The organism is Microcoleus sp. F4-D5, from assembly GCF_036704885.1.
GTDB lineage: Bacteria > Cyanobacteriota > Cyanobacteriia > Cyanobacteriales > Microcoleaceae > Microcoleus.
In genome coordinates, this window is record NZ_JAUBSX010000014.1 from 43,575 (window position 1) to 65,109 (window position 21,535).

The following is a 21,535-nucleotide window of genomic DNA, read 5'->3' on the forward strand; positions in this document are numbered from 1 at the left end:
TTTGGCAGTGGATTGGTTGAGGGGAGTGAATATCTATCTCGTCGGGATGATGGGTGCGGGAAAAACAACGGTGGGGCGGATTTTGGCAAGAAAATTAAAATACCGTTTTTTTGATACTGATGAACTAATTGTTCGAGTTGCCAATCAGTCAATTGCTGAGATTTTTGAGCGAGAAGGGGAAGAGGCATTTCGGGAACTAGAAACTAAAGTGCTCGGCGAATTGTCTGCTTATAAAAATTCGGTCGTGGCTACGGGCGGCGGCATTGTGACGCGATCGATGAATTGGAGTTACTTGCACTACGGTATAGTGGTTTGGCTGGATGTGCCTGCAGATCAACTGTACGATCGATTGCGTTCGGACACAGCTCGACCCCTACTGCGGGAGGGCGAGATCAAATCTAAGCTGCAAAGCCTTTTGAACGAGCGAGAGCGTTTCTACACTCAAGCAGATGTCCGAGTCTGTACAGGTGCGGGCGAAAGGCCTGAAGCAGCGGCGGCTAGGGCGATCGAGGAAATCCAAAAAGTTATCAAACCAGAAACCGGGCATGATATAAATTAATACGCTCAGAAACCGGGTTTCTGGGAAAATAACAGGTTTCTGAGGACTTTTGATACCAGTAAAAAAAATAGTGCAACAGTAAGAAAGCTCCAAACCACCAGCTTCATCAGTGATTCCTCAAATCTAAAATCTAAAATCTAAAATCTAAAATTGTATGACTTCGGTAAAAATACTGATTTTTGCCTTAGTGTATCTGTTTAACTGTCTGATGTTTGCGAATCAACCGGGTTTGAGTAGATGCGATGCGTAAGTTTTATAAGTATGAAAATGTGGCGATGCGGAGATTGTATGCAAAAACTAATGGCAGACTCGTCTGAGGCGTTAAAGTCGGCTGTTGAGTTCTCCCTAAAAATAAAATGGCCCCACCGCTGAAGGGCTGTAGGGCGCAAGGACAGTTAAACGCTAACTTGATTGTCGGGAAATTTAGCATCAATGCTATCGTCCTATGTGACGATTTTACGATCGTCCATTCACTCATCAATTCTCCCGTATCAAAAAATGTAACCCAGCACCGATCGAATTTAAGCTGTTCTATTCTAAAAACAATACCTCATGCATTCTGACGAGCAGCTTCCTAAAGCTGCTTTTTTATTGCGATCGAGTTTTTGGCTGCCGGAGTTCCGGGTTCTTGGGAATAACATATTGAGCGACAGTCGCTACATCTCAATACTGCCATAGCGGTTTTCAGTTGCACTCCAGGTTCGTCGGTAATAGGTAATAGGTAATTGGGAATAGGCAAGGGGAAACGGGGAATCGGTAATTGAGAAGCTGTATCTCGCGAGGGTTGAAACACGCATTAATCCGGGTGGGGATTGAAAAAAACGAGCTGTATTTATTGATGGACAATCCGATAGTTGTCGGCTAAATATCTGTTGCGAGTTGGAGAATTTGCTTGGGTAAATTTCCTAGGCTCAATTAATAGAATACGAGCCTCCCTGTTTTTAACAAAAACTCCATCGCTCCGCCCAACCCCACACCTGTGAAAGAAATAGTAGCTAATACCGCAAAAGCCCGCCAATTCTTCCAACCAGACATTTGAATATCGAGTCTTGCCAAAGCTCCGGCTGAAATTAAGAGCAAACAAGTAGCAAAAAGGTGCATCCAGGCAAAAACTACCACTGCCACCAAAGCTCCTACAATAATAGAAATAAAAGCACCCATATCACTCGAAAACCACTGCACAATTAAGGCTTTTATGTTTTTCAGAGGGAACGACAAGGCGACAGCCAACACTAAAATTGAAGCTATGGCTAGAAACCAAGTCAGGTGCGGGGGAACATCAAACTCAGATAATTTCCAGCCAAAAGTGAAATAAGTAACAAAAAGTAGAGTTAGGGAAACCCAAGAGTTTTTTTTCATCCAATGGCACAATTAGGAGAACCAGGCAAAAAAAAAAGATGATGCTCCCGAGGAGTTTGTACAAGACCTAGAGGTTAGTAGAAATAGCTTGTACCGGACAGGTAGGGATGCACTGCTCGCACACGATACACCGCGATCGAGCAAAACTTAGTTTAAAGCTTTCGGGGTCAAGGGTCAAGGCTTCTGTCGGGCAAACTCCCGTACACAAACCGCAGTGAACGCAGATATCTTCGTCTATGAGTATTTCCCGGCTGGCTAGGGAAACGCCGATGTTTTGCGATCGCATCCAGTCGATCGCCGCTTCTAGTTGGTCGATGTCCCCTGATAACTCTAGCACCAGTTTGCCCACTTGATTCGGAGCCACCTGAGCGCGGATAATGTTGGCTGCAACATTAAAATCCTTGGCTAGTCGATAGGTGACAGGCATTTGGATCGATCGTTGCGGAAACGTCAGCGTCACCCGTTTTTTCACCCTGCAAGTCCTCGGTAATTTACAAACAATCTTTGTTATCTTCTGTTTTAGCGCACTCGATCTAAATTACTGCCTTTAGCACAAATTTTTATGAGATGGGTCTGATTATCTCAAAATGTGCTATAATCTGAATCTATTATTTAAAATAAAAACATAGAAATCAAAGCGCAATTTATTTTATGACTCAGAATTCGCCCAAGTCAACAGTCGTCCCCGCCGCCAAAAATCCCGAAACAAAAGTCGCCACGCGCCTCAGAAACTTATTGATTGTGTTAGCAGCGATCGCCCTTTCAACATCCATCTTCTTAGGGCTGCAAACCCAAACACCGTCAAGCAGTCTCACCGACATGGCAAAAGCTTCAACGCCTTTAGAAACGGCTTTGGTAAACGGCAAACCGACACTCATGGAATTTTATGCTAATTGGTGCGGTAGCTGTCAGGCAATGGCTAAGGATCTGAGCGAAATCAAACAGAAATATGCTGAACCGATGAATTTTGTGATGCTGAATGTAGACAATGACAAATGGCTGCCAGAAATCACCAAATATCGAGTAGACGGCATTCCGCACTTTGTCTATTTGAACGATAAAGGCAGCGCGGTTGCTGAAACGATCGGCGAAATGCCTCGCACTATTATGGAAGCTAACTTAGAAGCTTTAATAGCAGGAAAACCTCTGCCACACGTCCAAGCAGGCGGTCAAGTTTCTAATTTTACTCCCCCCACAGCGCCTGTGAAAACAAGTAGCTCCGACCCCCGCGCCCACGGCAGCCAAGTACAGTAAATGAAGTCATTAGTCATTAGTCAGTAGGAATAAGACTGTAGGGGCGGGTTTTACAAACAATCTGTGGGTAACACCAACAATATAGTAAACCCGCCCCCACTCCGGGCGGTAAATCGCAATTGCTTTCGATCGATAAAAAAGCCGATCGCAACTTATGTCAATTGCGGTTTTGGGCGATCGACTACCTCTAAAGGAATATTCAAAAAAACATTTGTGACAATTTATTAAAATTTATTATACTACTTGTCAGGTGCGGAGCGTAAATATTCTCTCAATCCCGATACACAATACAGCCTGACCGAAAACAATTTGGTTGCCAGCGCCCCGATTCATTTTTTCGCAGGCTTACTGGCGCGGTAAACTTTTCAATCTAAAATCTAAAATCTAAAATCTAAAATCAAATGACCCCCGACAAAACCGGATTCAGTATTAGCGGGACCGCTATCCGCCGCCACATCGGCACTCTGATGCTGACACTTGCTATTATAATCGTGGGCATTTTCTACATCACTCAACTGCCCGTTGACTTGCTGCCCTCCATCACCTATCCCCGCATCGGCGTGCGCTTAAACGCCCCCGGAGTCTCCCCAGAAGTCGCAGTTGACGAAGTTACCCGCCCCCTCGAACAAGGACTTTCCGCCACTGAAGGCGTCATGCAAGTTTTCTCCCGGACTCGCGAAGGACAAGTCAGCGTCGATTTATTCTTCAGACCGGGGGGCAACATCGACCAGGCCCTCAACGACGCCACCGCCGCTGTCAACCGCATCCGCAACCGACTTCCCGATACAGTTGAATCGCCCACTCTCTCCAAAGTTGACCCTTCCCAGCAGCCGATTTACGAATTTGCCCTGACTTCCAACTCCTTGCAAGGAGTTGATTTGCGCGTATTTGCCGACGAAGAATTATCCAGGGAACTCAACGTAATTCCAGGAATAGCAGCAATTGACGTTGCCGGCGGCGTGCAAGAAGAAATTCAAGTAAATATTGACTTAAATCGCTTGCAATCTTTAGGGGTCAGTATTTCCGACGTTTTATCAGCCCTCGAATCCCGCAACATCGACACTTCCGGGGGGCGGCTGCGGGAAGAAGCAGCGGAACCTTTAACCCGCACCGTCGGGCGGTTTCGGAATGCAAAAGAAATTCAGGAAATTTCTTTTCAAGCATCGGGTTCCAATCCGCCAAAACGAGTGTTTTTGCGCGATTTTGCTAAGGTAATTGACGGTACAGAAGAAGAACGAGTTAAAGTATTTCTCAATCAGAAATCAGCCGTAAAAATTAGCATTCAAAAGCAGCCGGACGCGAATACAATCTCAGTTGTAGACGGCATCAAAAAGCGGCTAGAAGAATTAAAAGAATCCGGGGCAATTCCCGAAGGCACGACTATCGTCAATACCTTCGACGAGTCTAAGTTCATCCGCGATTCTATTAGCAATGTCTTATTTTCGGGTTTAACCGGGGCTGTTTTAGCCGGGGCAGCAGTTTTGCTGTTCCTCGCTTCCCTGCGCCAAACTTTGATTATTGTCATAGCAATTCCCCTCGCAACTTTAATGGCGATTATCCTGATGGGAGTTTTTGGCCTATCTCTCAACGTCTTCAGTTTGGGCGGTTTGGCGCTGGGGGTGGGAATTGTGGTCGATAACTCGATCGTGATGCTGGAGAATATTGTCGAAGGAACCAGCAATACAAACAGTGCCAACGGCAAGCAGCGTTTAAGTAACAAGCAGTTGATTCAGCAAGCAGAAAAAAGCAGCCAAGAATTAGAATCAGCTTTATTTGCTTCCACCATGACTAACTTAGTTGCCGTACTGCCATTTTTGCTAATAGGCGGCTTAGTTTCCTTGCTTTTCAACGAATTAATTCTCACCATCACCTTTTCCGTCGCCGCCTCTCTGATTGTCGGATTGACAGTTGTACCGATGATGGCTTCTCGGCTGCTAGCGCTGCGGGTATCCAGCGGTTTGAGCAACTTTTGGCCGCTGCGCGCATTCGATCAAGCTTTTACCAATGCTACCGCCGGTTACGGTAAATTTTTATCGGGCATAGTGCGGTGGCGGTTGATTATCCTTGCAGTAGCGATTATTGGATTGGGCGGCGGCAGTTGGCTGATGGCCGGTCAAATCCCCCAGGAAATATTGCCCAGAATTAATACCGGTCAAGCGAGATTGTTTGCTTTGTTTCCTGCAGGCACAAATTTGGCAACCAACCAAAAAATCATGGCCGAAGCGGATAAAATTATCCTCAGCCAACCAGAAACTCTGTACACTTTGACGACAGTGGGCGGTCTGTTGTTCGGCAACAATACGGTTGAGAATGTGCTGCGCGGCGGCTGCAACATTACGCTGAAACCTGGCACCAATACATTGGATTTTGTGCAGCGAGTTACGCAAGAATTGAATAAAAAAATTGATTTGCCCAAAAATACTCGTTTGCGCCTGAATCCAGAAAATGTGCGGGGTTTGATCTTAACTAATTCGCCAGTGCGCGGCGCTGAAGTTGATGTCCTGCTTCAGGGCGAAAACGAACAAATATTGCAGCAAGCCGGCCGCGAGATATTGGCAACTTTGGATCGGAAGGTAACTTTAGCTACTTTTCGCCCGGATGCAGACCCGCAGCAGCCGGAAGTGCAGATTCGCCCCAACTGGGAACAAGCGGAAATCTACGGGTTGAATGCGAGGCAAATCGGAGAGGCGATTCAGACAGCAATTCAAGGTTCTGTTCCCACGCAATTGCAGCGGGGAAACCGTTTGGTTGATGTGCGGGTACAGTTCGATCGCGCTTCTGTCCAATCGATTTCTGCACTCAAATTTATCCCTTTAACTGCTAGGGATAACAGCATTATCCGCTTGAGCGATGTGGCGAATATTGAACTGGGAAAAGCGCCTGGGGAAATTCAAAGGCTGAACCAGCGCCAAGTTTTCCTGATTGCTGGGAATGTTAATAAGGGCGCGAGTTTGGGCGACGCTTTGAAACAAGTGGATGAAGTTTTGTCGGAAATCAAATTGCCACCAGGAGTGCGAGTGATACCTAGTTCGGCGGCGGAAACTAACCGGGAATTGCAAAGTTCGCTGATTGTTTTGGGATCTTTGGCGGCGTTTTTGGTATTTGTGGTGATGGCGGTGCAGTACAATTCGCTTGTCGATCCGCTGGTGATTATGTTAACGGTGCCGCTGGCTTTGGCTGGGGGGATTTTGGGGCTGTATGCGACTAAAACTGCGATCGGCGCAACGGTGATTGTGGGGGCGATTTTGCTGGTGGGAATTGTGGTAAATAATGCGATTATTATGGTGGAGTTGGCAAACCAAATTCAGGAAGATGAAAAGGTCGATCGCACGACAGCAATTCTCAGGGCGGCACCTCAGCGCTTGCGTCCGATTTTGATGACAACTATTACCACAGTTTTGGGTTTATTCCCCCTAGCTTTGGGCATTGGAGACGGTTCGGAATTCTTGCAACCGCTGGGTGTGGTGGTGTTTTCCGGTTTGTCGCTGGCAACTTTGCTGACGCTGTTTATTATTCCCTGTTTCTATATTTTGCTGCACGATTTGTTCGGGATGTTTGCAGCGAAGAAGAAACCGCAGGCGGTTGCTATTCCCCTGCAGAAGGCGGGGAGAAAGAATGCGAATTTGTAATAATTTAGTGCCAGCAAATACGCGCTTTTCCCACAATCCGACAGGGAATTAATTCCCTGCTTCATAGCGAAAGTCGGTTAAAACCGACTGTAGATTTTGACGGGAAGTGCGATCGATTTTAGTCCTCTTGAGCGAGGACTTTTGCTATGAGACAGGGAATTAATTCCCTGTCGGACTGTCGGTTAAAACCGACTGTAGATTTTGAGGAAAAATACGATCTATTTCAGTCCTCTTTGAGAGGACTTTTGCTATGAGACAGGGAATTCATTCCCTGTCGGACTGTCGGATTTACCAACAATACCGCTACTGCATTCGATCTTAAGTTAACGCGCCGAGAATTAGTCGGTAAGGTGCGTCAGTAAACAGTCTCTGACTCCCCAAAGAAATTCCACACTGACGCACCCTACGATAAATGCTGCAAGATTTCAGTTAAAATAGAGCCTATCTACGCAGCATATCTAAATATTTTTATGCTAATTTTACCAAAACATGAAATACAAATTGACTGGTCGTTCTCATACATAAACCAACCCATTAATTCCGAGTGGGCGACGATTGTCAGTGGCGATCGCAAAAAAGTCTCTTTAGTCGATCGCAACTTGTCGCCAAAATACGAATACCAGCTTCCCGACGAAATTAGCTGTTTAGCCATCAGTCCCAAAGGCGATTTGCTGGCAGCAATTATGGCAAATGGCAATCATTTAGCAATTTTGACAGCAGAAAACCAGCTAGTTTTTGAAGAACAGCTACCTAACCCTCCTGTCAAGTATTTTAACAAGAATGGATTTGAGGACTGCTGGTTTGATGCAGACGGTGTGCGTTTTTGGTGTATCAAATTAATTGAAGGCGAGGAAGTCGAGATTCAAATTCGCGATACTAATTCATGGCATATCCAGCGAAAAATTAGGCTCAAAGACCCTTTTTATGGCCGTGGATTCTTGTTTCAACGACACCCAGAAAATCAAATTTTAGCTGTTTGGACTACCGAGGGTCAGGGCGAATCGCAAATCTATTGGCTTTATGATGATGGTATGACAATTCATGCCGTAGAAGTTCTCTGTGCCGATGATTACATGGGGCCTCCAGAATTTCACCCTGCTGGTGGCGAATTTTTAATAGTACATGATTGCGGCCGAAAAATCAGCCGATTCAGTTTTCCTGACCGCAATCTACTGGGAATATGCGAATGGCCTTGGCCTGGGCTGAGTGACGGTTTTGGTAGCTATATGTGCTACCTTTCAGACGATCGCATTCTAGTTAATACTGATGAAGGGCTCATGTATCTAATCGATATTAACAAAATGGAAATATCAGATCAACTAATTTTAATCGGTCATGAACCGCGTTCGTCTAAAGAACTTTATCCTAATCTCAAGGATGTTGAAGAAGTGCTTTGTGGCGACTTGCGCTATTTCTATCGTTTTGATTCAGATAGCATTCTGTCCGTTCATTCACAAGTCCTGAGTCAAGAACCTGACTCTAAACAGAAGACATTAGTTATTTTTGGGGGAAAAGAGCTGTTTGGTTCGCTGGCGAAGGTACAACAATCCGCACCCTACAGTAAATTATTCATTCAATCTTTAGGCATTTCTTAAGGATTTTCAATACAAAACGCTTCTTGTGCCGTGTTAGCTTTTCACTCGCTTTCCCACAATCCGACAGGGGTTGAAACCCCTGCCTCATAGCGAAAGTCGGTTAAAAACCGACTGCGGATTGTGTGGGAAAGCCTTATCGATTTTAGTCCTCTTTCAGAGGACTTTAGCTATGAGACAGGGAATTCATTCCCTGTCGGACTGTCGGATTTACCAACAATACCGCTACTGCATTTGATGTTCAGTTGAGACGCCTAGAATTAGTCAATAAGGTGTGTTTGACATCCAAAACTTTATGTTACAATAATACTACATAACAAACTGGCAAAACAAACTTAAACAAAAATGCCCTACGAAAAATTAGACATCTCAGCCCCAAAACCCGTGCTATCTTGGGCAAATCACGCCCTGGGCGAAAAAGAAACCAAGATGGCCGCCAACGTAGCATCTTTGCCCTTTGTATTCAAACACGTCGCACTAATGCCCGACGTACATTTAGGAAAAGGTGCTTTAGTCGGTTCAGTCATTGCCACAAAAGAAGCGATTATTCCGGCTGCTGTGGGCGTGGATATTGGTTGTGGCGTAATTGCTTTAAAAATGCCTTTCACCGCCAACAAATTAGAAGGCAAACTCAAACAAATTCGACTCGATATCGAAGCCGCAATTCCCGTGGGATTTGCGGAAAACAAGGAAGTAGAAAAAACAGTCATCAACTGGCAGGGATGGCGAGAATTTAAGGAACTTCATCAAGGCGTGCAGCACCAAGACAATAAAGCTTTAAAACAAATGGGTTCCCTCGGCGGCGGCAATCATTTTATAGAGGTTTGCGTTGATACTGAAAACTTTGTTTGGCTGATGCTGCACTCTGGTTCTCGCGGCATTGGAAATTTGCTCGCACAGCAGCATATCGACACTGCTAAAGATTTAGCTAAACTGGCAGAAATTAATCTGGCTGACAAAGATTTGGCTTATTTTGTAGCGGGTACGCCGGAGTTTGCGGCTTATTGGCACGATTTGCAGTGGGCGCAAGATTATGCTCGTTTTAATCGCGATGTGATGATGAATCGGTTTAAGCGAATTGTGGAAAAGCACGTTGCGGGCGGCAAATCTGTTAAGCCGTTATTAGAGGTGAATTGCCACCACAATTACGCGGAAAAAGAGGTGCATTTTGGAGAAGATGTGTATGTGACTCGCAAGGGTGCCGTGCGCGCGGATGTTGAGGATTACGGGATTATTCCGGGTTCGATGGGGGCGAAGTCTTTTATTGTTAAAGGGAAGGGAAATGCTGAAAGTTACTGTAGTTGCAGTCACGGTGCAGGGCGCTTGATGTCTCGCAATCAAGCTAAAAATGTATTCACTCTGGATGATTTTGTGCGGCAGACTGAGGGGGTTGAGTGCCGGAAAGATGAGCAATTTTTAGATGAAATTCCGGGGGCTTACAAGCCGATCGATCAGGTGATGAGTCAGCAGTCGGATTTGGTGGAAGTTGTGGCGACTTTGAAGCAGGTGGTTTGTGTCAAGGGGTGACAGAAACTGGTTTATTTGTACTTCTACCTGGAAAGTGCTTTATGGGAAGAGGGGGGAAATCAAGCCGCTGTTGATTTCCCCCCTCTTGACAAACGCTTTGTTTTTTGATTCTTTTCTCTAACACACCATCTGTCTCGACTCCATTTCTAGCAAGCGCAGCAGTGTTTCGTCGCCCTTGGCTTTGGCTGCTTCCTTTCTACGATCGAGAATATTGCAAATATTCGCCCGGTGCACTTGCGCCACTTCCACAACTGTTGGGTAATATTCCACCGCCGCTGAGGCGCGAGCTGCTGCGACATCCCGATCGCGAGCTTGAGAATCTTTCTTTGTGGTATAGTTTGTGCCGCCGTATTTTTTGGGGTTGGGAATGTGTCTCGGATACCGATAGTTCCAGTTTTGGCCCCGATATTTGCCCGCCACTTCGCCTTCGATCATATCAACTGTCGGAATGTCGTACTCGTAGTTTGAGCCGCGATAAGTGAGTTTCATATTTTTTGATCCTTATATTTATCGAGATAAAAAGGGCAGTCAGGTCAGATTTGGTTTTCTTCGCTAAAACTTTTTTAGTTTCTGTATTCAATTATACTGTTTTTTTAGATAACTCGCTTTTTTTTACAAAAATTAATATTTTGAGTGGGAGACGGCAAGAAAAAAACCCGCCGCAGCGGGTTTAATCGAGTTTTTGACTGATTCGAGCAGCACCCGGAGCGAAACTGGTTCGGTTCCGAATAACTAGCCGACTGTCACCTGATCGGTTTGCACGTCTGTGGCACCTTCTTCAGCAGAGGCGATCGCCACCAACTTGTTGAGAATTTCCTGACTGGGAACTTGACCTTTGAGAACAACCGTGCCGCTGAGCTGAGCCACATAAACAGTCTCGATATCAGCAACTTCTGCATCGCTGTCAAAAGCTAAAGCAACCCGCTTCGCTAAGCCACTTTCGTCAAAATTTCCGTCTGGGCCGACTTTAGCAGGAGCGATGGATTGCGCTTGTGCTGCTTGCTGTACTACTTGTGCCATCGGTTCAGCCGGGGCTTCAGGCTTTTCGAGTCCGAACAGTCTTTTAAACCAACCCATATTAGTTGAGTCTCCTGAAAATACACTTTTTACACGATAGCTCTAGAATTCCAAAAGACTCGTAATTGTTGCAAAACTCAGCGAAATTTATCAAAATGTTTTATCGGGAGACTTTCACAATCTAAAATCTTAAATAGTATTTAGATGTTGATGTTGCTATTTGATGTATAGGACGATCGCTACGCCACCGATAGCAGACCAGTAGTCGAAATAGTTGCCCCACTGTCACCTTAAAAAACTGCACAATGCCCCGGAATACATTCCCGGTTTGTTGAATTACCGGGGACATCTCGTGCGGGTCATCGAACTGTGTCTACTGATACAAGGGACGGTAGCCCGCGCTTAATTGAGGGTAGTCCTGCATGAGTAGCGATCCGATTCGATCTAACCCGGTCTGTAGAAGCAGATAAAAGGCAAAAATCACTAATTGTTTACCAATTAGCAATTAGCAATTAGCAATTTAGGACTGACGCACGATTGTTTAGAAAGCGGGTTTTTTTACGAAAATACGTGTTTTAGACCGCACACGGGCGTAAAAAACCCGGTTTCATCAGTCCCGATGCGTCCAGGACTGCAATTCTCAAGTCCCAATTATTACTCACCAATTCCCAATTAGAGATAGTTAAATCTAATGCTTAACTTTTTAGATAATAGTGTTCTGCTTCCGACCAATTCAGCTTCAGCAACGAATCATCTCCCCATGTCAGCTTGAGACTCGGCTTAATGGCTGTCACGCCCAAAGCGCTAATAATCTGCGCTGCTACAGCTTTCGCCAATAGTGGCGGTACAGAATTTCCGACTTGGCGAAAACCGTGCCATTTTGTAACGTGAAATCTAAACCAGTCAGGGTAGGAATGCAGCCGCGCAGCTTCTCTGACTGTAATGCACCGAGGGGCGATCGGGTGAATCGGTCTCGGCGAAGTATAAGCCCCCCTCGCCCTGTCGGTTCCCGCCCTGAGAGTGTTGCAAACTCCCTGGGGGTGAAGCTTGTAAAAACGGCTGATCGGCTCTTTTTCGCCGTGTTTAGCAGCCTGAAACCTTTCCATACATTCCTGAGAATGTTTAGTTCGCAAACTACAAGAGAGGATTTGTCGATCGTACTCGCGATCGTAGGAATAATCATCATCCAAACCATCGATTCCGCGCATTATACTCGCATAAGTGCTGCACTTTCCGTACTCCGCGATTACCCAATCTCGGTGCAGCAACTCGCTGTAATTTTCCACTTCCGGCAAATCTCCAATCGCATCCCAAACTGTCGGGACAGGAGGTAAATTAACTTTTTTATACCGTTTAGGAACTTTAATTTTCGGGAGTATAGTCGTTTGATGAGGATATTTTGGCAGCTCATAATCTTGTTTGCATCCAATCAGAAACAATCGTTTTCGAGCTTGCGGCACTCCGTAGTGAACGGCGTTTAGAACTTGATAGTTTTCTTCTACTTGATAGCCTGCTTCCATAAAATAGCTAATTAAAAGCTTCAGGAGTTCTTTGTGTTCTCCTGATGCAATTCCCGGCACATTTTCCATTACAAAAAACTTGGGTTTTAGCTCCAAAACTAAGCGTTGAAAGTGAAAAATTAGAGAATTTCGCGGGTCGTCCACATCGCGCTTGCCCATCATGGAGAATCCTTGACAGGGCGAACCGCTGATTACTACGTCTATCTCGCGCCGCCCGATCGCCGATTTTTTCCGAATTTCTGAGCCCGTAAGCGCTGTGACATCTTTGCACAGAATAGAACACAGCGGGAAATTAAACTCGTGTGTGGCGCAGTGAATAGGGTCAATTTCGACTGATGCAAGTACATCAAAACCTGCTTGTTCAAAGCCCAGGGTCATGCCGCCCGCGCCTGCAAATAAATCAACAGCGATCGGTCGCTTTTTCCGATTGCTTGGCATAACATTTCAATAAAAAAGTTGCTTTAATAGAAATTAAGGAAATCAACCGCGTTTCTGGTAATAAATCGTGGGTTTGTCCACAAGCCAGCCACAAAGTAAGCGGGTTTATACATAACCTTTCAATACAAAAATTGCTTTAATAAGCAGTATTTAATTTGACATTTTTCATTATTTCCGCAGCGGCCCGATCGCACACACCCACATCTCCGAGACTTTCGCGCATTTCCCGATAACCTGCTTTCATTTGCTGGCGCCGATCGGCATTTTGTAGCAATTCCAGTGCGTGGTTCACTATATTTTCCGCAGTCGCCTCGTCTTGCAGCAACTCCGGGACGATCGGCTTCATTTGCACCAAATTGGGCGGAGACATAAAAGGAATCGAAAATTTCAGCACGTGGCGAGCAATAATCGCCGTAATCGGACTGACGCGGTAGGCGACAACTTGCGGAACGTCGAGCAAAGCTAGCTCTAGATTAACAGTACCAGATTTAGCGATCGCCAGATCGGCAGCGGCTAATATTTCCAGAGTTTGATTTTCTAACAGAGTAGCCCGCAAACCGTAATTCTCGATCGCCTGTTCGATTTTGCTGCGAAAAGCTTTGTTAGCAAGCGGAATCCAAAAATGAACTTCCGGCAATTTAGCTTGAATAATTTGAGCTGCCTCAAATATAACCGGCATCAGGTACTTGAGTTCTTGGTGTCTGGAAGCGGGAATTAGGGCGATCGACACCTGTTCCGGCACAATTCCCAAAGTTTTGCGGGCAACTTCCCGGCTGGGCGCAGATTGCATTCTATCCACCAAAGGATGACCAACCCAACTCACTTGAGCTCCTTTGTCTCGATAATAACAAGCTTCTTCGGGGAAAATTGCCAAAAGTTTGTCGCAAATATTGACAATCAGATCGGTATTGCGAGGAGAAATCGACCAAACCCATTCTTGAGGTGCGATGTACCAAACTACCGGCAAATCAGGCAAACAGCGGCGGATGTAGCTGCCAATACCGAGATTTGGAGTCAAATAATCAATCAATACAACAGCATCGGGGCGAAAGTTTTTGAGATATTGTTTAGCTTTTTGCTGAACTTGGATCGTGGGCAAAATATACGGCACTGATTCTATGAGGCCCATAGAACCAATGCCCACAGTATCGCCTAAAATAGTAGCACCCGCTTCCGCCATACGAGGGCCGCCCAATCCGGTTATTTCTAACTCCAAACCGGCGGCAACAGCGTGACGTTTTAAGGCGGCAACTAACAAAGCTCCTTGCAAATCGCCCGAAACCTCACCAGTGCTGATAAAAATTTTCATATTCTGACTTTAAACAGGTGAGATGTTTGCTAATAACTCGGTAACAGCATCATATTGATCGGGCATATTAGCACAGCGTAGGAGTAATTCTAAGTCTAGATCGGGAAGGAATGTACTCCGGGAAATCTGCTCATAATTATTGTCACCTGTTAAGTAATAGAGAGATAACTGACTATTTTGCCAAAACCAGACTTCCAGAACGCCCAATCTTTTGTAGAATTCTAGAGTATTTATCCCACCACTGGTAATTACCACTTCAATCGCAATATCTGGGACTATTTTTTGCGTTCCTATATCATAGGAATCATCCGGCTCTTTTCTACCGCCTAATTCTCTGTTACCTAGAGTCGGGCCGCCCTTGCCGTAAAATCGAATCCCATTTGCTCTCATATATGCCTCTAGCAGCATACAGAGAGTTTTCTTGATTATTTCGTGTTCGGGCGAGACAGTCATAATTTGCAGTAGTCGATCGAGATAGAAAAATTTCACACCTCTGAAATCTTTAAAAGCTGCTTCTATAGCTTCAAATTGCTCCCAACTAACATCTGAGAACCTGATGCAGCCATCTGGTTCTGTTTCAGGAGATGTAGATTTGACTGAAGTATATACATTCATAGGGCAACAGTCGCTTAGTTCATAGGTTTATTCTACCTCATTCACTTTTTGCCAGGAATCAAACCGCGCCGCCCTTTGGTTATCGACTGCTGCAAAAATCTCTGCAGGTGCTGCAAGTGGGGGTTTTCTGGCAATAAATCCAACTGTTCCAAAGCTCGATCGAGAGTGTAGCCAGAACGGTATAGAATACGAAAAGTTTTCTTCAAAACTAGCAAATCTTCTGCTGTAAAACCGGCGCGTTCGAGACCTACTTTGTTGATTGCTCGCACTCTCGAAGGATTCCCCTCGACTAGCATATAAGGAGGTACGTCTCGATCGATCCTGCTCAAGCCGCCCACCATAGACAAGCGGCCGATCTGGACAAACTGGTGAACGCCCAAAACACCGCTCAATCGGGCTTGAGACTCGATTTTAACGTGTCCGGCTAAGGCTACAGCATTGGCGATAATTACTCGATCGGCGATCGCGCAATTGTGTCCCACATGAACATAAGCCATCAATAGATTATGATTGCCAATTGTCGTGCTTTCCCCCGCTCCAGTAGCGCGGTTAATTGTCACGTATTCCCGAATGAGATTGTTGTCGCCAATTTTCACCCTAGTTAGAGAACCCTCATATTTCAAATCTTGAGGTTCCAAACCAATCGCCGCACCGGGGAAAATTTGATTGCGAGCGCCTATTTCGGTTAGTCCGTCGATAATTGCATGGGCGCCAATCTTAGTATCCGGCCCGATTTTCACTCTTTCCCCAATTACAGCATAAGCTCCCACTTCTACAGTCGGGTGAAGTTCAGCGCCGGGATGAATCACAGCAGTTGGGTGAATCAAAGTAAGCATTTGTCAGTTTTTTTGCTGGTAAGTGGGAAGGAAGAAGGAAGAAGGAAGAAGGAAGAGGGAAGAAGGAAGAGAAAAGAAGGCATTTTTTAAATTTTAAGATTGTTTCGTTCCGAGGAACGCTTCGCGGTTTTAATTTAAATTCAAAACTCACAACTCAAAACTACCCGCAAGCCCTCAGCAATTCCCAAGTTAATCTACCATCGAAAACATCAATTCTCCTTCACAAACTTTTTGTCCGTCTACTTCAGCCAGAGCCTGCATTTTTGCGAAGCGACGGCGTTTTACCCACAGCAATTCTACAGTCATCAGCAACCGATCGCCCGGTACAACCTGACGGCGGAACTTGACTTTATCAATTCCGGTAAACATCCACAATCCTTGCTCGATGTCGGGCAACTGAGCCAGAACAATACCGCCAACTTGAGCCATAGCTTCGACAATTAATACCCCAGGCATAATCGGCCTTCCGGGAAAATGACCTTGAAAATGCGGTTCGTTGAAAGTCACATTTTTAATTCCTACAGCCCTCTCGGACGGCACGTAATCAACAATCTTGTCAACCAGTGCAAAAGGATAGCGATGAGGCAATAATTTCTGAATTTCTTCGAGAGTAAAAGTAGATTTAACCGCTGGAGAATCCTCACCGTTTTTGGTGGGGACGGATTCAGAATTAGCAGTATTGAGGGTGTTAACTTCAGTCAGCGTGGACATTGCTTGAAGACTTTTGAGTGTGGTATGGCAGAAGGCAGAAGGCAGAAGCAATCTTAACAGATCGCCTGTTTTTTCCTAACTTTTATCTAGCTAAGCTAGAGCTTCCGATTTCAGGGATTGGGCGAGTTGGACGTGTAAGTTGTGACTGGCTTTGTAAGCCAAGTAGTGAGCTTTTGGCCAAGTTCCTAGCAGACTGAGGTCGCCTGCTAAGTCTAGGATTTTATGGCGCACCGGTTCGTTGGCAAATCTCAAAGGCGGGTTGAGCCAGCCGGATCGATCGCAAACTAGGGCGTTTTCTAGGGTACCACCTTTGATCAAACCTGCTTGTCGCAATTGGTCAACTTGGCGGGCAAGTCCAAAAGTGCGGGCTGGGGCGATCGCGCTAGCAAAACTTTCTGCCTCTGGCGACCAACTGTACCATTGATTGCCGATCGCCGGTTCCTCAAAATCAATTCCGTAACTAAACCGAGTTTCCGCTGACGGTAAAGCCGCTGCAAAAGCATCCCCGTGACGCACCCAAATTGGCTGTTCTAGGACGAAGGAGGAAGTGGGGTCTTGCTTCGATGCTTGAGGAACTAAGCCCGCATGGGCGATCGCCTCTACCCAAACCAGAGCCGAACCGTCCAGCAGAGGCACTTCCGGACCATCAACCTCAATTCGAGCATTATCCGCTCCCATCCCCGCCAAAGCGGCTAATAGATGCTCTACAGTGCGAATTTGACCGTCGATACCTGCGAGTTCAGTTGAAAGTGCAGTCTGGCAAACCGCCTCAATTTTTGCAGGAATGATTGGAGCACCGGGCAAGTCAATTCTGACAAAATAGCGGCCTTCACCAGCCCCAGCAGGCAAAACTCTGACGCGAGTTTGTTCGCCGCTGTGCAAACCGATTCCCGACAGTTCAAATTCAGATTTTAAGGTACGTTGAGTCATTTGGAAGAAGGAAGAAGAAAGACCGAAAAGGGAAGAAGTCTGAGGGAAGAAGCAAGTTAACAGTAGGGTGCGCAATGGGCACCTGAGACAGGATTGGTAGGGTGCGCCATAGGCACCTTACCAATTACCAATTACCAATTACCAATCACCAATTAGTCCTTACTCCCAACTAATAACTAATGACTGCTGACTCATGACTCTTCGTTAATTAGAATCGCTCGCCAATCCCAAAGTGAATTTGATTGTCGCCGGTGTCGTTGATACCGTAATCGATCCGGATCGGCCCTAAAGGAGATTGAATCCGCACGCCGAGGCCGTAACCGTAACCGCTACCGGGCTTTTCGCGGATACCGGCCGGGTCGCCCGGGACATCTTTGCCCGTGCCCAAGTCGGTGCCAGCATCCAAAAATAGCGCTCCGCCGATAAACGAAATAATCGGGAAACGGTACTCAACGCTGGCTTCTAGGAAGCTGCGGCCTGCTCCCATGTCGCCTTCGTCGTATCCGCGCACCGAGTTGGCGCCGCCCAAGGCAAAGGCTTCGTAGGGAGGCAAATCTCCGAATACGGTGCCGCCTCTAAAACTAAATGCCAGGGTTTGAGGGCCGGGGGTAAAGTTAGTGTACTTGACTGGTAGGTACAAGCTGTAGCTGGCCCGCAGGCGGTTTAACAGGATGCTGCCGGAACCTACAGGGATCGATTGTTCCATGCCAAATCTGAGCAGGGAACCGCTAGTGGGGCGGAGGGGGTCGTTGCGCCGATCGCGCACAACACCTGCTTGCAGTGTTGTCAAGTCATCCGAACCCGAATCGCTAAAACTTAACAGGTTGCCGAGTTCGTCCCGGGATTCGCGACGGCCTTTGCGATCGGTAATTGAAATTCGCTGGTACTGCAAGCCGAGTGAAGCAGTCCACTCAGAATCGACAAAAGGATTGCGCGACAGGGGACGGGTGAAATTGATGCCGGCACCGGTGCGGACGACGCGGGGTCGATCGTCGTTGGGCAGTCTGACTTCCTGTTCGCCGCCGTCAAAAATCACGCTGATCGATCGTCTTCTAAAAATATTAGCCGTGAAAGAAGTCCGGTAAGGATCGCCCGCAATCCAGGGGTCGGTAAAACTCAGGTCAAACAGGGTTTGGCGTTCCCCGATTTGTACTTCAGCCCCCAATTTTTGGTTCCTACCGCCCAAGTTTTGCTGCTGGTAACTCACCGTACCGAACAAACCCGTCGCGGAACTCAAACCCGCACCCGCCGCCAGAGAACCGGTATTTTTCTCGATGACGTTGACAATTACTCTTGCCTTGCGGGGGTCTGTCGTTCCCGGTTCCAAGGCAAGCCGCACGTCTTCAAAAATTCCCAAACCAAACACCCGTCTCAAATCCCTTTCCGCCTTGGTGCGGTTAAAGATGTCTCCGGGCTTGAGTTCTACTTCGCGGGTGATGACAAAGCGGCGGGTGTTGCCTCCGATCGGCTGACCCGTTGCATCTGTTGCCTCTCCCTCCTTGTTCAGGAAGCGGACATCAACGGATTCGATCTGGCCTTCTGCCACTTGCAGGGTCACTGTTCCGTCGTCTGCTACTTGCGGGGCATCAGTGATTTGGCCCAAAACATAGCCGTTGTCTTGATACCACGCATTAATTTTTTTCACTCCCTCCTCAAAGCGGCGGAGGTTGAGAATTTTGCCGTATTGATCGCGGAAGCTTTCGTCAATTACGCTTTGGGGCAGCACTTGCTGACCGGTGATTGTCACTCCCCGCAGCACCGGATTTGCCTGGACAATAAAAGTTACCCGGACGCCCAACGGGGTGTCTTCGGGTACTGCCCGCACGTTTCTGAAAAAGCCCGTGGCAAAAATGGCGTTGATGTCTTGTTGCAGTTGGCTGCGGTTGGTCGTGCGTCCCGGTTGGGTGCTGATGACTCGGTAAATCTCGCTTTCCAGGTCTCCCGTCGCCCCGGTGACGGTAACTTCTGCAACTAGCACTTGCGGTTCGGCGGGCCCTGCTGGTGCGGGGGTTTGTCTCGGCTGCGGTGCTGGGACTGAGGGCAAGGTGGGAACGGTGTTAGCCGGCGGTCTGGTCGGGGCCGGTCTGGGGGGAACTTGGTCGTTTTGAGCGATCGCCCCGGATTCCTCTGGTTTCCCTAGCTCTGCTGTCATCCAGGCGGGCGTTACAGCCAATTCATCGGGGGGGAGCGAGCTGTCCTGTTGCGTGTCTGGCAGGGCGTTTTGGCTGCTAGAAGCGGGGGAGGGGTTGGATGCTAGCTCGGGTTTGAGTTCAAGGTCTGCAGGTGAAACCGGGGAAGACGGGTCTGTGACTCGGTTTGGGGGATCGTCGTTCTCTCCTCTGGCAGGGGCCGCAGCTATTTTTAGGGCTTCCCCTTTGCTAGTTTTAGCGGCTTTGCGGTTTTGAGGAGGGTTTTGGGTTAATTCTGCAATGGGGCGATCGGGTAATTCGATCGACGGGGCGGGCTGGGCGGCAGCCAAAGCTTCCTCTGCAGATTCAGAGTAGGATGTTTGGCCACTTGCCGAATTTGATAACCCGAATGTTGCTGAGGCAGTAAAAACTGCCACCAATACAGCAGATAAACGCATTTTTGTTCACTTTTTTGGAATCCACACACCACATTAGTCATTAGTCATTAGTCATTAGTCATTAGTTATTAAGTCGGTTGAATTTCGCGCTGATCGCTAATTGATGACTGTTGACCGCTGATTGCTGACATCGAAAGCAGAAGGGTAACAAACTGTGCAATTCTAGCGCATTACCAAGGCCTCTAGACTTTCTGAGCGAGAACCCGTTGGAGAACTTGCTGGTAAGCGGTTTCTACCGATCCTAAGTCGCGGCGGAATCGGTCTTTGTCCATAACACGGGCGTCGGGGTCGGCTTCTGCGTTGTCCCAGAGGCGGCAGGTGTCGGGACTGATTTCGTCGGCGAGGATCAGATTTTGATGTTGGTCGATACCGAATTCTAGTTTGAAGTCTACCAGGGTGATGCCGCACTGGCTGAAAAATTCCTTGAGTATTTCGTTAATTTCGCGGGCGGCGATGTCTAGTTGGTCTACTTGTTCGGGGGTGGCTAGCTGCATTAACAGCAGTCGGTCGCGGGTCAGCAGCGGGTCTCCCAAATCGTCGTTTTTGTAATAAAACTCGACCAGCGGCGGATCGATCGTTGTGCCGAGGGCGAGTCCGGTTTGTTTGCAAAGACTGCCGGCGACAATGTTTCTGACAACTACTTCCAAGGGCAAGATTTGGACGCGGCAGACTCGCATTTCGTTGGGGGCCGGCGTGTCGATGTAGTGGGTGGGAATGCCTTTGGCTTCCAGCATCCGAAACAGGTGCGCGGATACGGCACAGTTGATTTCGCCTTTGCCGGCGATGCTGCCGCGTTTCTGGGCGTTAAAGGCGGTGGCGTCGTCTTTGAAGTGGGTCAGCAAAATTTCGTTGTCTTCGGTGGAGTAGAGGATTTTGGCTTTGCCTTCGTAGAGTTTGCGATCGGCTGACATGGCAATTAATAATAATGTAGATGAGTTTTAGATTTTACAGTAGCTCGATCGGGCGTTATTGGCGAGTTTTTGGTTCTCGGCTGCGCCGCTGATGCTCTGACGGGCGAATACGCCTGTAGATAGATAACGCGATTGGCTGAGGCATAAATGATTCTTGACAAAGGACAATAGAAATTAGAGCTGCTGGGTTCGCGATCTGTACTGACTGAACCTCGCCAACGAAACTGGCGCTTAAACAACATCTGTAAAATGGCTGATTTATGGAAGACAAAAAAATTCATATCCTCTTGGTCGAAGATGATGAGGTTGATGTGATGAACGTCCGGAGAGCGTTCAAAAAAAATAACATCGTTAACCCCCTCTACATGGCTGCCAACGGATTAGAAGCTCTAGCTATATTGCGCGGAGAAGCAAAAATAGAGCCTGCAATGCCTCAAGCGCGCCGGTTGATTTTGCTTGATTTGAATATGCCGAGAATGAACGGGATCGAGTTTTTGCGAGAATTGCGGTTGGATGAAAGTTTGAGGTCGATTCCGGTGATCGTTCTCACAACTTCTAATGAAGATAGAGATAAGGTAGAAGCTTATAATTTAAATGTAGCGGGGTATATTCTTAAACCTGTCACTTTTTCTAACTTCGTGGAAGTTATGGCTACCCTCAACAGATACTGGATGTTGAGCGAAATCCCCTAAAATAGTAAATATTTAATAATCAAAAAAAACAATGTGGTTTGTGATTTTT

18 protein-coding genes are annotated in these 21,535 nt (G+C 47.0%); 6 read left to right on the top strand and 12 right to left on the bottom strand.

The genetic code is table 11. The features are described from left to right. Positions 1 to 7: 7 nt before the first annotated feature. Positions 8 to 559: a shikimate kinase gene (locus tag QUA80_RS09300; RefSeq protein ID WP_333423486.1), complete on the top strand. Its 552-nt coding sequence runs from the start codon at positions 8 to 10 to the stop codon at positions 557 to 559. A 915-nt stretch (positions 560 to 1,474) separates the two neighbouring features. Here the strand turns inward: QUA80_RS09300 and QUA80_RS09305 are convergent. After that, positions 1,475 to 1,918: a hypothetical protein gene (locus QUA80_RS09305; protein ID WP_333423488.1), complete on the bottom strand. Its 444-nt coding sequence runs from the start codon at positions 1,916 to 1,918 to the stop codon at positions 1,475 to 1,477. A 67-nt stretch (positions 1,919 to 1,985) separates the two neighbouring features. Next, a complete protein-coding gene (locus tag QUA80_RS09310; protein WP_006635751.1) occupies positions 1,986 to 2,390 on the bottom strand; it encodes an NIL domain-containing protein in 405 nt (134 codons plus the stop codon). A gap of 179 nt (positions 2,391 to 2,569) precedes the next feature. Between QUA80_RS09310 and QUA80_RS09315 the strand changes: the two genes are divergently transcribed. From QUA80_RS09315 to QUA80_RS09330, 4 genes are all read left to right on the top strand, one after another. Next, on the top strand, positions 2,570 to 3,172 hold the full coding sequence (locus QUA80_RS09315; protein ID WP_333423490.1) for a thioredoxin family protein: 603 nt from the start codon (positions 2,570 to 2,572) through the stop codon (positions 3,170 to 3,172). A gap of 401 nt (positions 3,173 to 3,573) precedes the next feature. Beyond that, positions 3,574 to 6,801, top strand: coding sequence for an efflux RND transporter permease subunit (locus QUA80_RS09320; RefSeq protein WP_333423492.1), 3,228 nt, complete (start codon positions 3,574 to 3,576; stop codon positions 6,799 to 6,801). A gap of 470 nt (positions 6,802 to 7,271) precedes the next feature. Next, the gene (locus QUA80_RS09325; protein ID WP_333423494.1) at positions 7,272 to 8,396 is read left to right on the top strand and encodes a hypothetical protein; all 1,125 of its coding nucleotides are present in this window, start codon (positions 7,272 to 7,274) and stop codon (positions 8,394 to 8,396) included. Between the two features lie 342 nt (positions 8,397 to 8,738). Beyond that, positions 8,739 to 9,920: an RtcB family protein gene (locus QUA80_RS09330; RefSeq protein ID WP_333423496.1), complete on the top strand. Its 1,182-nt coding sequence runs from the start codon at positions 8,739 to 8,741 to the stop codon at positions 9,918 to 9,920. Positions 9,921 to 10,037: 117 nt separating this feature from the next. Here the strand turns inward: QUA80_RS09330 and QUA80_RS09335 are convergent, their stop codons facing one another. The 10 genes from QUA80_RS09335 to purC all read right to left on the bottom strand — a co-directional run bounded on the left by QUA80_RS09335 (position 10,038) and on the right by purC (position 20,794). Further along, positions 10,038 to 10,409: a DUF4278 domain-containing protein gene (locus QUA80_RS09335; protein WP_333423498.1), complete on the bottom strand. Its 372-nt coding sequence runs from the start codon at positions 10,407 to 10,409 to the stop codon at positions 10,038 to 10,040. 243 nt (positions 10,410 to 10,652) lie between these two features. After that, positions 10,653 to 10,997 carry a BON domain-containing protein gene (locus QUA80_RS09340; RefSeq protein ID WP_333423500.1) on the bottom strand — a complete coding sequence of 115 codons (345 nt, stop codon included), beginning with the start codon at positions 10,995 to 10,997 and terminating at the stop codon, positions 10,653 to 10,655. Between the two features lie 635 nt (positions 10,998 to 11,632). Further along, positions 11,633 to 12,895 (bottom strand): DNA cytosine methyltransferase, encoded by a 1,263-nt coding sequence (locus QUA80_RS09345; protein WP_333423502.1) that lies wholly within the window; start codon positions 12,893 to 12,895, stop codon positions 11,633 to 11,635. A 136-nt stretch (positions 12,896 to 13,031) separates the two neighbouring features. Then, positions 13,032 to 14,204, bottom strand: a complete 1,173-nt coding sequence (gene lpxB / locus QUA80_RS09350) for a lipid-A-disaccharide synthase (RefSeq protein WP_333423504.1) — start codon at positions 14,202 to 14,204, stop codon at positions 13,032 to 13,034. A 9-nt stretch (positions 14,205 to 14,213) separates the two neighbouring features. Further along, positions 14,214 to 14,819: a Uma2 family endonuclease gene (locus QUA80_RS09355; RefSeq protein WP_333423506.1), complete on the bottom strand. Its 606-nt coding sequence runs from the start codon at positions 14,817 to 14,819 to the stop codon at positions 14,214 to 14,216. Between the two features lie 41 nt (positions 14,820 to 14,860). Next, the gene (gene lpxA / locus QUA80_RS09360) at positions 14,861 to 15,655 is read right to left on the bottom strand and encodes an acyl-ACP--UDP-N-acetylglucosamine O-acyltransferase (RefSeq protein ID WP_333423508.1); all 795 of its coding nucleotides are present in this window, start codon (positions 15,653 to 15,655) and stop codon (positions 14,861 to 14,863) included. Positions 15,656 to 15,844: 189 nt separating this feature from the next. Then, positions 15,845 to 16,366, bottom strand: coding sequence for a 3-hydroxyacyl-ACP dehydratase FabZ (fabZ, locus tag QUA80_RS09365; RefSeq protein WP_333423509.1), 522 nt, complete (start codon positions 16,364 to 16,366; stop codon positions 15,845 to 15,847). Between the two features lie 90 nt (positions 16,367 to 16,456). After that, positions 16,457 to 17,296 (bottom strand): UDP-3-O-acyl-N-acetylglucosamine deacetylase, encoded by an 840-nt coding sequence (lpxC, locus tag QUA80_RS09370; RefSeq protein ID WP_333423511.1) that lies wholly within the window; start codon positions 17,294 to 17,296, stop codon positions 16,457 to 16,459. A gap of 208 nt (positions 17,297 to 17,504) precedes the next feature. Beyond that, positions 17,505 to 19,883, bottom strand: coding sequence for a BamA/TamA family outer membrane protein (locus tag QUA80_RS09375; protein WP_333423513.1), 2,379 nt, complete (start codon positions 19,881 to 19,883; stop codon positions 17,505 to 17,507). Between the two features lie 182 nt (positions 19,884 to 20,065). Further along, positions 20,066 to 20,794 (bottom strand): phosphoribosylaminoimidazolesuccinocarboxamide synthase, encoded by a 729-nt coding sequence (gene purC, locus QUA80_RS09380; RefSeq protein ID WP_333423515.1) that lies wholly within the window; start codon positions 20,792 to 20,794, stop codon positions 20,066 to 20,068. A 260-nt stretch (positions 20,795 to 21,054) separates the two neighbouring features. Between purC and QUA80_RS09385 the strand changes: the two genes are divergently transcribed. Beyond that, on the top strand, positions 21,055 to 21,486 hold the full coding sequence (locus tag QUA80_RS09385; protein WP_333235355.1) for a response regulator: 432 nt from the start codon (positions 21,055 to 21,057) through the stop codon (positions 21,484 to 21,486). Positions 21,487 to 21,535: the final 49 nt, after the last annotated feature.

Excerpts from the sequence above, each read along its gene's own strand:
- QUA80_RS09305 (WP_333423488.1), bottom strand. The coding sequence starts at position 1,918 with ATGAAAAAAAACTCTTGGGTTTCCCTAACTCTACTTTTTGTTACTTAT.
- QUA80_RS09315 (WP_333423490.1), top strand. The coding sequence starts at position 2,570 with ATGACTCAGAATTCGCCCAAGTCAACAGTCGTCCCCGCCGCCAAAAAT.
- QUA80_RS09320 (WP_333423492.1), top strand. The coding sequence starts at position 3,574 with ATGACCCCCGACAAAACCGGATTCAGTATTAGCGGGACCGCTATCCGC.
- QUA80_RS09325 (WP_333423494.1), top strand. The coding sequence starts at position 7,272 with ATGCTAATTTTACCAAAACATGAAATACAAATTGACTGGTCGTTCTCA.
- QUA80_RS09330 (WP_333423496.1), top strand. The coding sequence starts at position 8,739 with ATGCCCTACGAAAAATTAGACATCTCAGCCCCAAAACCCGTGCTATCT.
- QUA80_RS09335 (WP_333423498.1), bottom strand. The coding sequence starts at position 10,409 with ATGAAACTCACTTATCGCGGCTCAAACTACGAGTACGACATTCCGACA.
- QUA80_RS09340 (WP_333423500.1), bottom strand. The coding sequence starts at position 10,997 with ATGGGTTGGTTTAAAAGACTGTTCGGACTCGAAAAGCCTGAAGCCCCG.
- QUA80_RS09345 (WP_333423502.1), bottom strand. The coding sequence starts at position 12,895 with ATGCCAAGCAATCGGAAAAAGCGACCGATCGCTGTTGATTTATTTGCA.
- lpxB (WP_333423504.1), bottom strand. The coding sequence starts at position 14,204 with ATGAAAATTTTTATCAGCACTGGTGAGGTTTCGGGCGATTTGCAAGGA.
- QUA80_RS09355 (WP_333423506.1), bottom strand. The coding sequence starts at position 14,819 with ATGAATGTATATACTTCAGTCAAATCTACATCTCCTGAAACAGAACCA.
- lpxA (WP_333423508.1), bottom strand. The coding sequence starts at position 15,655 with ATGCTTACTTTGATTCACCCAACTGCTGTGATTCATCCCGGCGCTGAA.
- fabZ (WP_333423509.1), bottom strand. The coding sequence starts at position 16,366 with ATGTCCACGCTGACTGAAGTTAACACCCTCAATACTGCTAATTCTGAA.
- lpxC (WP_333423511.1), bottom strand. The coding sequence starts at position 17,296 with ATGACTCAACGTACCTTAAAATCTGAATTTGAACTGTCGGGAATCGGT.
- QUA80_RS09375 (WP_333423513.1), bottom strand. The coding sequence starts at position 19,883 with ATGCGTTTATCTGCTGTATTGGTGGCAGTTTTTACTGCCTCAGCAACA.
- purC (WP_333423515.1), bottom strand. The coding sequence starts at position 20,794 with ATGTCAGCCGATCGCAAACTCTACGAAGGCAAAGCCAAAATCCTCTAC.
- QUA80_RS09385 (WP_333235355.1), top strand. The coding sequence starts at position 21,055 with ATGGAAGACAAAAAAATTCATATCCTCTTGGTCGAAGATGATGAGGTT.